Genomic DNA, 14,902 nt, shown 5'->3' on the forward strand with positions numbered 1-14,902 from the left:
CGCTCACCTACCCGGCGACAGGGCTTCAGTTCGCCGAGGCGGTGAGAAGCCTCTCCAAGAAGGCACTGCAGCGTGCCAGTTCGTCGCGGGTGATATATTCGTCGGGCTTGTGGGCGCGGGCAATGTCGCCGGGACCGCAGACGATGGCGGGGATGCCGGCCTGTTGGAAAAGACCGGCTTCGGTGCCGAAGCTCACGGCGTCGACGGACGCCTGGCCACAGCTGGCCTCGACGAGCGCGACCAGCGGGTCTTGCCGGTCGATGCGCAAGGCGGGATAGCTGGAAAGTGGCTCGTGATGGGTGCCGAAGCCCTGCGCCTGCAGCCTGTCGAGTGCGTCGAGGATCGGTGTGAGAAGCGCCTGCGGCTCGACGCCCGGAATGGCCCGCGCCTCGACCTGCAGGCTGGCGAGGTCGGGGATGACATTGAGCGCCTGACCGCCGGCGATGACACCGGCTTGCATCGTCGAATAGGGCGGTGCGAAGTCCGCCGCCCTGGGGCCGTTCTCCAGGGCCCTGGCTTGCTGGACGACCTGTGTCAGTACGTCCGAGAGCGCATGGATCGCGTTCAGCCCCAACTCGGGGCGTGAGGAGTGGCCCGGCTGGCCCGTCACTTCCAGCCGATAGGCCGCCTTGCCCTTGTGACCGCGCACCGGGGTCAGGTTGGTCGGCTCGCCGATGACGGCGCCCGAGGGCAGCGCACAGAGCTCGGGGAGTCGCGCCAGCAGGGTCGGTACCCCGCGACAGCCCAGCTCTTCGTCGCAGGAGAGCGCGACATGAATCGGCCGCGTCTTCGCCAGTGCTGCCAGTCTGGGTGCCAGCCCCAGCACGCAGGCAATATAACCCTGCATGTCCGCGGTGCCTCGACCGTACAGCCTGCCGTCCCGCTCGATGAGCGTGAAGGGGTCGCTGGTCCACGTCGGTTCCCAGGCGGGCACCACGTCCAGATGCCCCGAGAGCACGATGCCGGGCGTGTCGCAGGGGCCGAAACTGGCAAACACGTTCCAGCGGCCCGCATCGGGGCCGGGTACCTTCGTGACCGTCGCCCCGGCCTGTTGCAGTTGCTCTGCCGCCCATTCAGCGATCGGGCCGTTCGGCTTTCCGGCCACCGCCTTGAAGGAGACCAGGCGCGCCAGAATCTCTACGGTCGTCATCATCGTGTCCTCGTCGAATGGATCGCGCTATCACGTATCGCTCTGGCCTTTGCTCGCTGACGTTTCGTGCGGAACCTAGAAGTCCGCCACCTTGCCACGCGCATTGCGGGTCAGCCGCGACAGCGCGTATTGCGCGTGGGGCAGCGAGGGCGGATCGCCGCAGACCAGTTCGGCGATCAGCTGGCCGGCCCCGGGGCCGATGCCGAAGCCGTGGCCCGAAAAGCCCGATGCCAGCATGAAGCCCTCCGGCCCCACCGTGCCATCGATGACCGGCACGCCATCGGGCGTCGAGTCGATATAGCCGCCCCAGCTCGCCTGGACCGGCGAGGTTCCGAGCGCCGGCAGCAACTGACGGGCCCGATGCAGGGTGGTGTCGATGACCGCCGCGTCGGGCAGCGGGTCTAGGACACGGTTGCGCTCCATCGGCGTCGGCCGGTCGAGTCGCCATGACTGACGGCCCTCGTGCCCGGCCAGCCAGCCGCGCAGGTCGCCCAGCGACAGCAGTTGCCAGCGGCGGGCGAACAGCGGCAGGAACTGCCGGGCGTAGCGCAGCCCCTGGGGGGTCGGATCTAGCTTGGCCAGGCCGGATACCGCCAGGGTGTAGGCGCCATCCGCGCGCCGGGTCGCGGTCACCCGGCTGGTGTGCAACGCCGCCGGCAGGCGTGAATCGGGCGGCAGCACCGAGAGCAGCGATGAGCGGGCCGCGGTCTGCGGGAAACCGATACCCAGTTGCTTGACGAAGGTCGAGGCCCACACGCCCCCGGCCATGACGACCCGCGAGGTGCGGATGGTGCCGAGTTCGGTGACGACACCCGTCACGCGGCCACCGGCCGTCTCGACGCCCCGCGCCGCGCAGAACTGGTGCACGCTGCTGCCCTGCGCGGCCAGGCCGGCGGCGATCAGCGGTACCGCGCGCGCGGTATCGGCAGTGCCGTCCGTCGGCGACCAGACCCCGCCCTTCCAGGGCTTGCCGGTTGCGGTGCCTCGCTGAGCAGCTTCCGCGGCATTCAACATGCGCGTGTCGATGCCTTCGCCGCGGGCAAAGCGACCCCAGGACGCCCAGCCCTCCAGCTCGGCCTCGTCGTCGGACAGATACAGAAGCCCGCAGCGGCGAAAGCCCAGATCGACATCCAGGTCCCGGGCGATCGTCTCCCAGAGGTCGAGGCTCCGGGTGGCCATGTCCAGCTCTCGGGCATCGCGGTTTTGCTGCCGGCACCAGCCCCAGTTGCGGCTGGACTGTTCACCGGCGATGCGCCCCTTTTCGATGAGCGCCACCTTGAGGCCGCGCCGGGCCAGGAAGTGGGCGGTACAGGTACCGATGACACCGCCCCCGATGACCACGGCATCGGCTTCGGCGGGCAAGGCGGGAGACGAAGGGATTGTCATCAATGGGGCTGGCATGAGGCGTCCTTCTCAATAGCTAAGGAATAGGTCGGCGCCCGCCCATGCGTCGGGGGGGAGGCGGCACGGGCAGCGTTCAGCCAAGCGCCTGGGAGGCCAGGGCGTAGACGCCGGCGGAGGCCGCGATCGGCGCGTCACCGCGCAGCATGGCGTGGCCGCCGCCGACATTGGCCAATCCGCATGTCTCGAGCCACTCACCCAGTCCGCTCGATGCCGGGACGTCGAGACGCACGAAGGTCTGCGGATGCTCGGCAAGGTGGGCCGAGATCAGACGCTTGGCGTCGTCGGCGCTGGGCGCGATCACCGGCCCCACGACCTTGCCACGGCCGAAGTCGCGGCAGGCCGCGACGCCACGCAGCGCCGTGCCGGCACGGATCACTTTCACGCAACTGACCGCGAGGAGGGCGTCCCACATGGCCGCGCGATCCAGCCCGGTATTCGCCGCATCGAGTGCCTTGATGGCAGCCGCGTCCGCCGGGGTGGCCGAGGCGATTCCCGAAGGTGACGGGATGTGGCTGACGACTCCCTGATGCTGCAGGTTACGCCCGGTCTCGACGAAGCCCATCTTGCGATAGAGCGGGTAGCCCGATGCGGTGGCCACCAGTTGAATCGCGCGTGGGCCGGCCAGCGCGATCAGCGCCTCCATCAACCGGGCGCCGAGTCCTCGGCCGCGATGGCTGTCGGCGACGATGATCATGTTGAAGGTGACGAGCCTGTCGCCGAAGGGGGTGCAGAAAGCGGTGGCGACGACGTCGCCGTCCTGCAGGGCCACCATGCCCTCCGAGAGGGTGTGGAGCATCTCCCAGTCCTCGGGTCGATGCGGCCAGCCCTCGGCCCGCGACAGCACCACGCCACCGGGAATATGTTGCCGTTCGAACGACACGATCGACGGTTCGAGTAAGGTGTCTTGCATAACGGGCCCCGTTCGCCTTTGCGTAGCGTTCATACTACGCCCGGCCCCGAAGAACAGGATTGCGAGGCGCGCCACCTGACAGAATATTCTGGGTGTGACCGGCGCCACAAAACGCAGTATCTGCTGGGGACGCCTCTCTACCGCTTCCCGACTGCCTCTCTACCGGGCGAAGATTCGGGTCCTTTCGGTAGCAGAGCATCGGCTACCAGAGCATCGCGCTCGGTGGGCGGTGAGTCGCGATGCACATGTTTCGATCGATCGGGGGCATGAGGCTATTTCATCGCTGGGTCGTCAGCCCATCGTCTGGGTCGTCAGTCCGAGGCGAGTCAGACCCGGGGTGTCCGGTAGCGAGCCGAGCCGCATGCGCTCAAGGCGCTCGACACAGCGCAGACCCGCTGACTGCAGCCAGCCATCGTCCGGTTCCGGATCGACCAGATCGAGCCTCACGAAATGCCCTTCCTGGCCGGTGAGCAGGGCCTGGACGAGCGCACGGGCCACCGTTGCCGACTCGGCGAGGATCGGCCCGATATATTGGCCGCGGCCGAAATCCCGCCATAGCGCACATCCGCCGATACGCCCTTCCACGTCGAGAACCATCCCGCGCGTCGCCTCGCGCACGGCCAGCGCATGGACCGGATTGCCGGGTACCAGCGCCAGCAGGGCGGCACTGTCCGAGGGGCGTACCGGGCGTAGATGCGGCATCGACGGGGCCGGTGTCGGCTCGACGATGCCCTGGTACTGACAGACCCGATTACACGGCTCGAAGCCCAGCTTGCGGTAGAGCGGTGCGCCTGCCGCTGTGGCCACCAGGGCGATCGGTCGCTCTCCGGCAAGCGTCATGAGATGCGTCATGATCTCGCGCCCCAGGCCACGCCCCTGCCAGGCATCGTCGACGATGATCAGACCGAGCGTCGCCATCGTCGCGTGGTCGGTGCAGAAGCCGGTGCCTACCAGCCGGCCGCTGTCGCTGCGCAGGGCGATGCCCTGGCCGACCTCGAGCATGTGTGCCCAGTCTTCGCGCCGGTGCGGCCAGCCGAGCCGCTGCGACAGTCTCAGGGCGTCTTCGAGATCCCGGGTAGTGAAACGGCGATAGCCGAGCGTGGCATCGCGGGATGACGGATGGATTGCCGCGGTCGAGTCAGGTGGCATGTCGACGTTCTCCGGTAGTCGATGGCGCAGGCGCGGTGATCCGGCAACGACCGCTATCGCTGGCGCCTGGGCGGATTACTGTACTCAGCGCGAGTCGCCACCCGCCATGCGTGACCGGCGGCAGGCGGGAATTCGGCAGAATCCTTCGAGAGAGGGGTGGTTCGGCGCATCAACTGCGCCGGGAGGGGGAAGACTCGGCACGCTGTGCCGGGCGTTCGGCTCTACGATGGAAACCGATGACGGCGGTTATTGCCCCCGGCCGACCCTTTACCCCGCCGCCCTGGCCGGAGGCGTTAGAACACGCGAGGCTCGCGATCATGTTCGTCAATGTGGATCCCGTTGTTGACAGCCCCGAGTTTCCCGAGCAGGTGGATGTGGTCGTGATCGGGGGCGGTATCCTGGGCACTTGCGCCGCCTATGAGCTGGCCGGCCGGGGCATCTCGGTGGCATTGCTGGAAAAGGGACTGATCGGCGGCGAGCAGTCGAGTCGCAACTGGGGCTGGGTACGGCAACAGAATCGGGCCATCCCCGAGCTACCGTTGGCGATGCACAGTCTCAGCCGCTGGGAGGCCCTGTCGCAGGAGCTCGGGCGAGACGTCGGCTTTCGCCGCAGCGGCATCGTCTATACCACCGACAGCCAGGAGAGCCTGGCGCAATGGGAAGCCTGGGGGCGTCAAGCCCGCGAGCAGGGGTTTGTCTGTCACATGCTGAGCGCCGAGGAGGCGCACGAACGCGCGCCGGGGACGACGTCACGCTGGCTGGGCGGGGTCTGGTCGCCTGCCGATGGGCGTGCCGAACCGGCCATGGCGTGTCCGGCGATCGCTCAGGGCGCGCAGCAGCGTGGGGCCCATGTCCACCAGCACTGTGCGGTGCGCGGGTTGGAGCTCTCCGCGGGCCGGGTCAGCGGCGTCTGGACCGAGCACGGGTTGATACGTACCTCGAGCGTGATCTGCGCCGGCGGGGCCTGGAGCTCGCGTTTCTGTCGGCGTCACGGGGTGGATCTGCCCGCGGCCAACATCATGGGCACCGCCATTCAAACCACGGCGGCGCCCGAAGTGACTCCCGGCTGCCTGACCACGCCGAAAATCGCACTGCGACGGCGCCTCGATGGCAGCTATACACTGGCCATGCCCGGCCTGGGCCGGGTCGAGCTCAGCCCTCAGGGGTTGCGTCATGCCACCCGATTTTACAGCGCCTACCGCAGCAAGCTGGCCAAGAAGCTGCAGATCAGAGTGGGCCGCTCTTTCTTTAGCGGGCCGGAAGCGGCCGGACGCTGGGCCTTCGATGAGATCTCGCCGTTCGAACGCCAGCGTATTCTCGACCCCATGCCGGACCTGGCGCTGGCCCGGGCCACCCTGGCTGCATTGCACGCCGAATATCCGGCACTCAAGGGGGTACATCTGGCGCGTGCCTGGGCCGGCATGATCGATACCACACCGGATCTGGTGCCGGTGATCTCGCCGGTCGAGGCGATCCCGGGCTTCACGGTCGCGACCGGCTGCAGCGGCCACGGCTTCGGCATCGGGCCGGCCGCCGGGCGGCTGGCGGCCGACATCGCCACCGATGCCACGCCGGTGGTGGATCCCGCCCCCTTTCGACTTGCGCGTTTCTTCGATGGCAGCCGTCTGCGGCAGCCCGAGATGATGTGACCCCGCTGCGGCAGCATGTGCTGTCAGCGGACCCGAAAAGCGCGATTTGTGCCTGTCGGGCGGGGCGTTTCAGCGTCCTTGGCTGGTTGGTGAGTGCTGTAATGAAGTCCTGCGCCCCGGCGGGGCCACGTCCACGACAAGATTCACCGCGTTGCGGCACCACAACACAGGACGACACCATGAGTGACATCATGCGCCCGAAGTACATCACCTTCGACTGCTACGGCACCTTGACCAACTTCCAGATGGCGAGTCTGACCCGCGAGATCTTCGCCGACCGGCTTCCCGAGGCCGATCGCATGGCCGGATTCGTGAAGTCTTTTGCCGCCTATCGCTTCGATGAGGTACTGGGGCCGTGGAAGCCCTACGCCGAGGTTCTCTGCACCGCGCTCGAACGGACGTGCCAGCGCTGGGGCGTGGAATATCGCGACAACGAAGGGATGCGCTACTACGAGGCGGTGCCGACCTGGGGGCCGCATCCGGACGTGATCGAGGGGCTGTCGAGAATCGCCGGCAAGATCCCGCTGGTCATCTACTCCAATGCCGACGACAGCCAGATCATGGCCAATGTCAGGAAGCTGGAAGTGCCTTTCCACAAGGTCTTCACCGCCGACACCTTCAAGGTGTACAAGCCGCGGCTGGCGGCCTTCGAGGCGATGATCGACACGCTCGGCTGCCGGCCCGACGAGCTGCTGCACGTCTCCTCCAGCTTCCGTTACGACCTGATCTCGGCCTCCCTGATGGGCATCGAGAACAAGGCGTTCGTCGCGCGCAACCACGAGCCTTTCTGTCAGGGCTATGGTGCGACCGAAATCGCCGACATCCGTGGCCTGCCGGCACTGGTCGGGCTCTGATCGCCGCGGCGTCCTCGCACCCGATCGGTCGAGACTGAGGAGGCTGTCATGCAGTTCGATTCCTACTGGCTGGCCACGGCCCCGGTTTTCCACGGGGCCCGGCAGACACCGCCCGAGTCGCGTTACGACGTCGTCGTGGTGGGCGGTGGCTTCACCGGCCTCTCGGCGGCGAGAACGCTGGCCCGCGGCGGCGCCCGTGTGGCCCTGCTCGAGGCGGGCCGGGTCGTCGCAGAGGCTTCGGGCCGCAATGGCGGCCAGTGCAACACCGGGGTGGCCCAGGACTACGCCGGCCTGGTCGCGCAGATCGGACGCGAACGGGCGATGAGCCACTACCGCCACTACGCCGACGCGGTGGCGAGCGTGCGCCGGATGATCGCCGAGGAGCGGATCGATTGCGACTATCGCCATCACGGCAAGCTCAAGCTGGCCGCCAAGCCCGAACACTATGCCAAGCTCGCGCGCAGCGCCGAGGCGATCGCGCGTGACGTCGACCCCGAGGTCGAATTGATTCCGCGCGAGCGGATTCGTGAGGAGATCGACTCGCCGCACTTTCACGGCGGCCTGCTGCAGAAGAACGGCGGGCAGATGCACATGGGACGTTTCGGGGTGGGGCTGGCCGAGGCGGCCGTGGCCCACGGAGCGCATGTGTTCGAACACACGCCGATGACCGGCGTCGTGCGGCAGGCGGGAGGCTATCGGCTCACCACGCCGGGCGGCACGCTTCAGGCGGACGACGTGCTATTGGCGACCGGCGCCTCCCAGCAGGGCCCGCTCGGCTGGTTTCGTCGGCGGTTGGCGCCGGTGGGCAGCTTCATCGTGGTCACGGCGCCGCTGAGCGAGGCGCAGTGCACGGCGTTGCTGCCGCAGCGCCGTGCCTACGTCACCAGCCGTATCGTCGGCCACTACTTCCGCCTGACCCCGGATCGGCGCTTGCTGTTCGGTGGTCGGGCCCGTTTTGCGATGTCGGGCGGCAAGTCCGATCGCAAGAGCGGTGAGATCCTGCGCCGGGGGTTGGCGCACACCTTTCCATCGCTGGCGGATATCGGCATCGATTACTGCTGGGGCGGGCTGGTCGACATGAGCCGGGATCGCTTGCCGCATGCCGGTCGCCATGACGGCATGTACTACGTCATGGGCTACAGCGGCCACGGCGTGCAGATGTCGGTTCACATGGGCCAGCGCCTGGCCGAGACGATGCTGGGCCAGCGAGACGCCTATCCCTGGCAGGAGACGCACTGGCCGGCGATCCCCGGCCACTTCGGCAAGCCCTGGTTTCTGCCGCTGGTCGGCGGCTGGTATCGGCTGCAGGATCGCCTGCACTGAGGGCATTGCCCGACACGACAACGCTTGGGTGAAGAAGCGCTGTATCCGGATGCAAACAACAATTCAATGCAGGAAGGAGAAGGCTTATGACGCGCGACAACGACGCCAATCGGCTGGTTTCCCCGGAACAAAGTCTGCAGGTCTACCGGGCCATGCAGCGAGGGCTGTCACGACGTGATGCCATGAAGATGCTGGGCGCGGCGGGCCTGCTGGCGGCGGGGGCCGGCGGGCTGCCCGGCGTGGGGCGGGCGTTTGCGGCAGATGGCGACGGGGCACCGAAGCGTGGCGGGCGCATCCGCGTCGCGGCGCACTCCGCCTCGACCAAGGACTCGCTCGATCCGGCGCTGGGCTCGACGGCGATCGACTACTGCCGTGCATTCATGTTCTACAATGGGCTGACCCAGTTCGACCCGGACCTGCGCCCGCAACCCTGCCTGGCCGAGAGCTTCAAGACCACCGACAACGGGAGTCACTGGGTCTTCGTGCTGCGCCCCGACGTGACCTTCCACGATGGCAAGCCCTTGACCCCCGAGGACGTGGTCTACTCGATCATGCGCCACAAGGACCCGGCGGTCGGCTCCAAGGTGCTGTCGATGGTGCAGCAGATCGATAGCGTCCGGGCGCTGGACAAGCGCCGTGTCGAGTTCAACCTGTCCTCGCCCAACATCGAATTGCCATCGATTCTGGCCGTCTCGCACCTGGTCATCGTCGCCGATGGCACCCAGGACTTCTCCAAGGGCAACGGTACCGGCGCCTACAAGTGCCAGGAGTTCTCCCCTGGCGTGAGGTCGGTGGGCGTGCGCAACGAGAACTACTGGCGCGAAGGGTATCCGTATCTGGATGCCATCGAGATGGTCGGTATCGGCGACGAGCCCTCCCGCGTCAACGCGCTGCTGTCCGGTGACGTGCAGATGATCAACAACTTGAGCGGCAATTCCGCGGCGCGCATCAAGCAGAGCGATAGCGGGGTGCTCAAGGCGACCAACTCCGGTAACTATACCGACCTGGTGATGCGCTTCGATCAGCAGCCGACGAGTCGCCCGGCGTTTCGCGAGGCGATCAAGTGCCTCTTCGATCGCGAACAGATCAAGCGTGTGGCGCTGCGCGGCTATGGCGAGATCGCCAACGACCAACCCATCGCCCCGGGTACGCCCTACTATTTCGCGGGTCTGCCCCAGCGCGAATACGATCCCGAACGCGCCGCGGCGCTGCTCAAGAAGGCCGGCGTGGCCGGTGCCACCGTGCCGCTCGTCGCCTCGCCCGCCGCCAACTACTCCGAGGACATGGCGGTTCTGCTGCAGCAGTCAGCCGCCGCCGCCGGACTCAAGCTCAACATCAACCGGGTGCCGGCGGATGGCTACTGGTCGAATCACTGGATGAAGCACCCGCTGGGCTTCGGCAACATCAATCCACGCCCGACGGCGAACATCCTGCTCTCCCAGTTCTTCCTGTCGAGCGCCGCCTGGAACGAGTCGGGCTGGAAGAATGAGCATTTCGATCAATTGGTCATCGCGGCGCGGGGGGAACCCGACGAGGCGAAGCGCAAGCAGATGTACGCCGACATGCAGACGATCATTCACGAGGACGGCGGCATCGGCATTCCGGTCTTTCTCAGCGATCTCGAAGGTTACGACACGCGCATCGGCGGCATGGATCGAACCGTGCCACTGGGCTCCTTCATGGGCTACATGTTCGCCGAATACGTCTGGTGGAAGGGGTAAGCCCCATTGCTACTGTCAACGCCGGCCCCGATAGTCGTCCTGCGGCGTCGATCGGGGCGCTCGAGTCGGAGACGACCTATGCGCAATACGCTATTGGGCCTCGTGGCCAGACGGCTGGGCGCCAGCCTGCTGACGCTGCTGATGGTCTCGCTGGTGATCTTCGCCATCACCTCGCTGCTGCCCGGTGATACCGCCCAGCAGATTCTGGGCCAGTTCGCCACACCCGAGCAGGTTGCCGCCCTGCGCGAGCAACTGGGCCTCAACCAGCCGGCCGTGGTGCGTTACTGGCACTGGCTGTCCGGCTTCGTCACCGGCGATCTGGGGCAGTCGGCGAGCAACGGCATGGCGGTCGCGCAGTTGATCAACGACCGCCTGCCCAACTCCCTCATCCTCGCCGGCATCACCACCGTCGTCTCGGTGCCCATTGCCATCACCATGGGCGTGGTGGCGGCGATGTGCCGGGGTGGCCTCGTCGACCGTCTGCTCAACCTGGTGACGCTGTCGATGGTTGCGGTGCCGGAGTTCCTGGTGGCCACGCTCGCGGTGCTGATCTTCGCGGTCAAGCTCGGCTGGCTGCCCGCGCTTTCCTACGTCTCCACGGTGGAGTCGCTGGGCGATGCCATGAAGATCTACGCCATGCCGGTGCTGACCCTGTGCTGTGTGCTGATCGCGCAGATGGCACGCATGACCCGTGCCGCGTTGATCGATCAGCTCGATAGCCCCTACGTCGAGATGGCCCAGCTCAAGGGCGTGCCACCGATACGCCGGGTCATGCGTCACGCGCTGCCCAACGCGGTCGGGCCGATCGCCAATGCCGTGGCGCTGAGCCTCTCCTACCTGCTCGGGGGCGTGATCATCGTCGAGACGATCTTCAACTATCCGGGCATCGCCAGCCTGATGGTGGATGCGGTGTCCAACCGCGACCTCGCGCTGGTACAGGCCTGCGCCATGCTGTTCTGCGGGACCTATCTGGTGCTCGTCATGGTGGCCGATGTCTGTGCGATCCTCTCCAACCCGAGGCTGCGTAACCGATGAACACGATCAAGACGCTGACGCATCCCAAGGCCAATACCCCGCGGCGGCTGCGCCACGGTAGCCACCTTCCCGTTGCCGCACCGCTGCGTCGCAACCGACGCCGGCTGCAGCTGACCCGCTGGATCGGGCTCGGCCTGTTCGGCTTCTGGATCCTGGTGGCGCTGTTCGGCCCGCTGCTGGCGCCGCACCCGATGGGCGCCTTCGTCTCCGACCAGATCTTCGGTGGCGCCAGCGCCGCCTATCCGCTGGGCACCGATTACATGGGTCGCGACATGCTCAGCCGGATCCTGACCGGCGCCCGCTACACGGTCGGCCTGGCGCTGGTCGCCGCCCTGCTCTCGAGTCTGGTCGGGGCCGGATTCGGCATGTTGGCGGTACTCTTGCCGAGGTGGCTGGAAGAGGCCGTGCGGCGGGTGTTCGATACCCTGATCTCGATACCCAGCAAGATGATGGCGCTGGTGATGGTGTCGGCCTTCGGTGCCTCGATCCCGTTGCTGATCACGGCCACGGTACTGAGTTATGCCCCCGGGGCCTTCCGCATCGCCCACAGCCTGGCCGCCAACCTGTCGACGATGGAGTACGTCCAGGTCGCCCATACCCGCGGTGAGGGGCGCCTCTACATCGCCACCCGCGAGATATTCCCCAACATGATCCAGTCGGTGTTGACCGATATGGGGATGCGCTTCGTCTTCATCGTGTTGCTGCTCAGCGGCATGAGTTTCCTCGGCCTGGGTGTCCAGCCGCCAGCGGCGGATCTGGGCTCGCTGGTGCGCGAGAACATCGGCGGGCTGAGCCAGGGGGCGCTCGCGGTCATCGCCCCGGCCCTGGCCATCGGCACGCTGACCATCGGCGCCAACCTGCTCATCGACAGCCTTTCCACCAGCCGCGCGACTCACAAGGAGTGACCCATGCAGGGCGAATCGCTCACCGTGCGCGATCTCGAGATCGTCGCGACCCCCGACGGCGGGGAAGAACGTCGTATCGTCAGCCGTATCGGCTTCTCGCTCGACCCCGGCGAAGTGCTGGCGTTGATTGGAGAATCGGGGTCGGGCAAGACCACCATCGCCCTGGCCATGCTGGGGTATGCCCGGCGCGGATGCCGGATTGCCGGTGGCAGCGTGCGGCTGGGGCAGACCGAGGTGCTGTCGCTCTCCGCCGTGGAGACGCGGGAGCTGCGCGGCCACCGGGTCGCCTACATCGCGCAGAGTGCGGCGGCGGCGTTCAATCCCTCGCGTTCGCTGATGGACCAGGTGATCGAGGCGGCGCTGCTGCACAAGGTGATGGATCGCCAGGCCGCCCGGGACAAGGCCATCGGCCTGTTCCGCGACCTGGCACTGCCCGATCCCGAGCATATCGGCGAGCGCTATCCCCATCAGGTCTCGGGCGGGCAGTTGCAGCGGGTGATGGCGGCGATGGCACTGCTCACCGACCCGGCCCTGGTGATCCTCGATGAGCCGACCACGGCACTCGACGTGACGACGCAGGTCGATGTCCTGCGCGCCTTCAAGCGTGTCATGCGTGAGCGAGGCACGACGGCGATCTATGTCTCCCACGACCTGGCCGTGGTCGCGCAGATGGCCGACCAGGTGCTGGTGCTCAACCAGGGGCGCGAGCAGGAGCAGGGGCGAATCGGAGAGGTGCTCGAACGACCTCAGCACGCCTATACCCGGAGCCTGCTGGCGGCGACGCGACCCCGCTCGCTCCCCGGCGTGACGCCGACGACCGAGACGGGGCAAGCGCTGCTGGAGGTCGAGAATCTGGGCGTCGGCTATGGCCCTGTGAATCGCGATGGCGAGCCCGCGAATATCGTCCTGCGGGAGATCGATCTCAGCCTGGCGAAGGGTCGTTCCATCGGCGTCATCGGCGAATCGGGGTCCGGCAAGTCGACCCTGGCCCGCGCGATCGCCGGTCTGACGGCACCGTGTCACGGGCACGTGCGTTTCGCTGGTGCGCCGTTGCCGCCCACGTTACGCGGTCGCACGCCGGATCAGTTCCGGCGCATCCAGATGGCGTTCCAGAGCGCCGACAACGCGCTCAACCCGGCGCATTCGGTGCGCCGGCTGCTCAGCCGGCCGCTGGAGACCTATTTCCGCCTGGACCGTGACGCCCGCCGCCGACGGGTCGAAGAACTCATGGCGTTGGTCAAGCTGCCCGTCGACCTGCTCGACCGCAAGCCCGGCGAGCTGTCGGGAGGGCAGAAGCAGCGTGTCAATCTCGCCAGGGCCCTGGCAGCCGAGCCGGACCTCATCCTCTGCGACGAGGTGACCTCGGCGCTGGACACGGTGGTCGGCGCGGCGATTCTCGAGCTGCTGGCGGAGCTGCGCCGCGAGTTGGGCGTCGCCTATCTGTTCATCAGTCATGACATCTCGACGGTGCGCGCACTCTGCGACGAGGTCATGGTGCTCTATCATGGCCGGTGCGTGGAGTTCGGCGCCTGTGACGAGGTGCTGGGCAACCCGCGCCACGAGTACACGCGGCAGTTGATCGGCTCGGTACCGGAGCTGCGCCCCGGCTGGCTCGAGAGCCGGGCGGTCTCGATGGCGCAGGCCCCGGCCTGAGCGCCGCCGGGGCGGTCGCGGCGACTCAATAGCCGCGCTGGCGATCGATGCGGCCGATCATCGGCTCGTTGTGCTGATGGCGACGAATGTTGTCCAGCAGCACGGGGAAGGCGCTTTCCGGCTGTGTCATGGCCGCCACGTGAGGTGTCAGCAGGATGCGCTCGTGATGCCAGAACGGGTGGTCATCAGGCGGTGGTTCCTGGCGCAGCACATCCATCACCGCCGCCGACAGCTGGCCCGAGGTCAGCGCCGCGAGGAGATCGTCTTCGGCCAGGTGTTCGCCGCGGCCGATGTTGACCACGGCGGCGCCGGCGGGCAATTGGGCGAACAACTCGCCGTTCAGTATGCCCCGGGTGGCATCGGTCAATGGCAGCACGCAGATCAGGATGTCGCTGGATGTCAGGAAACGCCGAAGGCCCTCGGGTCCGGCATGGCAGTCGATTCCCGGCAGCTGTTTGGGCTGTCGCGACCAGCCGCCGACCGTAAAGCCGTAACCGCTCAGGTGCGTGGCGATGGCCTGGCCCAGCCGGCCCAGGCCCAGCACGCCGATCCGCCGGCTTGGCGTATCGATCAAGGGGTGGGCTTGCCACTGGCGGGCCCGTTGCTGGTGTACATAGGCGTACATCCGGCGGTGCAGCCACAATGTGGCGAAGGTGGCGTACTCGATCATGCCGCGTTCGATGGCCGGATCGAGCATCCGCACCACCGGGAGCGTTGCCGGCAGCCGGTCGAGGTCGAACTGGTCGACACCGGCGGAGGTGGCAAACAGCACTTCCAGCGCCGGCAGTCGGGTGGCGATCTCGTCGGGGGGCTGCCAGGCCAGCAGGTAGCGGATCTCGGCGGGGTCGCCGATGTCGGGCCACTGACGGAACTCGATGTCGGGGGCGTGCTGCGCGAAGAGTGCCTGCCAGCGCTGTCCACGCTGGGGGTCGGCCTTGTAGAGCAGTGCCATGGACGTCTCCTGGGCGGGGAAAGGTATCAGGCTACGGTAATGACGAGGCAGTGACTGTCGATGTGCCTGGTCGGGGGAGGCAGATCTGCCGAATTTTCGGGGTGTAGCGCAGATTCCGCTGTCGCGGTCCGCTGCAGCCGGGTAATGACGACGAACTCGCTCGCCGGCGCGACAGCCGGTGTCGACACGGGCGGTCG

At 67.3% G+C, this 14,902-nt stretch carries 12 protein-coding genes; 7 read left to right on the forward strand and 5 right to left on the reverse strand.

Annotated elements, in window-relative coordinates:
• Positions 1-25: 25 nt before the first annotated feature.
• From argE to KGR00_RS12595, 4 genes are all read right to left on the reverse strand, one after another.
• On the reverse strand, positions 26-1,153 hold the full coding sequence (gene argE / locus KGR00_RS12580) for an acetylornithine deacetylase (protein WP_224424439.1): 1,128 nt from the start codon (positions 1,151-1,153) through the stop codon (positions 26-28).
• 72 nt (positions 1,154-1,225) lie between these two features.
• On the reverse strand, positions 1,226-2,551 hold the full coding sequence (locus tag KGR00_RS12585) for an FAD-binding oxidoreductase (RefSeq protein WP_224418416.1): 1,326 nt from the start codon (positions 2,549-2,551) through the stop codon (positions 1,226-1,228).
• Between the two features lie 76 nt (positions 2,552-2,627).
• The gene (locus KGR00_RS12590) at positions 2,628-3,464 is read right to left on the reverse strand and encodes a GNAT family N-acetyltransferase (RefSeq protein WP_224418415.1); all 837 of its coding nucleotides are present in this window, start codon (positions 3,462-3,464) and stop codon (positions 2,628-2,630) included.
• 291 nt (positions 3,465-3,755) lie between these two features.
• A complete protein-coding gene (locus KGR00_RS12595) occupies positions 3,756-4,613 on the reverse strand; it encodes a GNAT family N-acetyltransferase (protein WP_224418414.1) in 858 nt (285 codons plus the stop codon).
• 317 nt (positions 4,614-4,930) lie between these two features.
• Here KGR00_RS12595 and KGR00_RS12600 point away from each other — a divergent pair, with 317 nt between their 5' ends.
• The 7 genes from KGR00_RS12600 to KGR00_RS12630 all read left to right on the forward strand — a co-directional run bounded on the left by KGR00_RS12600 (position 4,931) and on the right by KGR00_RS12630 (position 13,753).
• Positions 4,931-6,262 carry an FAD-binding oxidoreductase gene (locus KGR00_RS12600; protein WP_224418413.1) on the forward strand — a complete coding sequence of 444 codons (1,332 nt, stop codon included), beginning with the start codon at positions 4,931-4,933 and terminating at the stop codon, positions 6,260-6,262.
• 179 nt (positions 6,263-6,441) lie between these two features.
• Complete coding sequence (locus tag KGR00_RS12605; protein WP_035472881.1) at positions 6,442-7,116, forward strand: haloacid dehalogenase type II; 675 nt, start codon at positions 6,442-6,444, stop codon at positions 7,114-7,116.
• 48 nt (positions 7,117-7,164) lie between these two features.
• Positions 7,165-8,439 (forward strand): FAD-binding oxidoreductase, encoded by a 1,275-nt coding sequence (locus tag KGR00_RS12610; protein WP_224418412.1) that lies wholly within the window; start codon positions 7,165-7,167, stop codon positions 8,437-8,439.
• An 86-nt stretch (positions 8,440-8,525) separates the two neighbouring features.
• On the forward strand, positions 8,526-10,160 hold the full coding sequence (locus KGR00_RS12615) for an ABC transporter substrate-binding protein (RefSeq protein ID WP_224418411.1): 1,635 nt from the start codon (positions 8,526-8,528) through the stop codon (positions 10,158-10,160).
• Positions 10,161-10,238: 78 nt separating this feature from the next.
• The gene (locus KGR00_RS12620) at positions 10,239-11,195 is read left to right on the forward strand and encodes an ABC transporter permease (protein WP_224418410.1); all 957 of its coding nucleotides are present in this window, start codon (positions 10,239-10,241) and stop codon (positions 11,193-11,195) included.
• Positions 11,192-12,100 carry an ABC transporter permease gene (locus KGR00_RS12625; protein WP_224418409.1) on the forward strand — a complete coding sequence of 303 codons (909 nt, stop codon included), beginning with the start codon at positions 11,192-11,194 and terminating at the stop codon, positions 12,098-12,100. The genes KGR00_RS12620 and KGR00_RS12625 overlap by 4 nt, the downstream gene beginning before the upstream one ends.
• Positions 12,101-12,103: 3 nt before the next feature.
• Complete coding sequence (locus KGR00_RS12630; protein WP_224418408.1) at positions 12,104-13,753, forward strand: ABC transporter ATP-binding protein; 1,650 nt, start codon at positions 12,104-12,106, stop codon at positions 13,751-13,753.
• 25 nt (positions 13,754-13,778) lie between these two features.
• Here KGR00_RS12630 and KGR00_RS12635 read toward each other — a convergent pair whose 3' ends face one another.
• Positions 13,779-14,705 (reverse strand): glyoxylate/hydroxypyruvate reductase A, encoded by a 927-nt coding sequence (locus KGR00_RS12635; RefSeq protein ID WP_224418407.1) that lies wholly within the window; start codon positions 14,703-14,705, stop codon positions 13,779-13,781.
• Positions 14,706-14,902 lie beyond the last annotated feature (197 nt).

This window comes from Modicisalibacter sp. MOD 31.J (assembly GCF_020147985.1).
Classification (GTDB): domain Bacteria; phylum Pseudomonadota; class Gammaproteobacteria; order Pseudomonadales; family Halomonadaceae; genus Modicisalibacter; species Modicisalibacter coralii.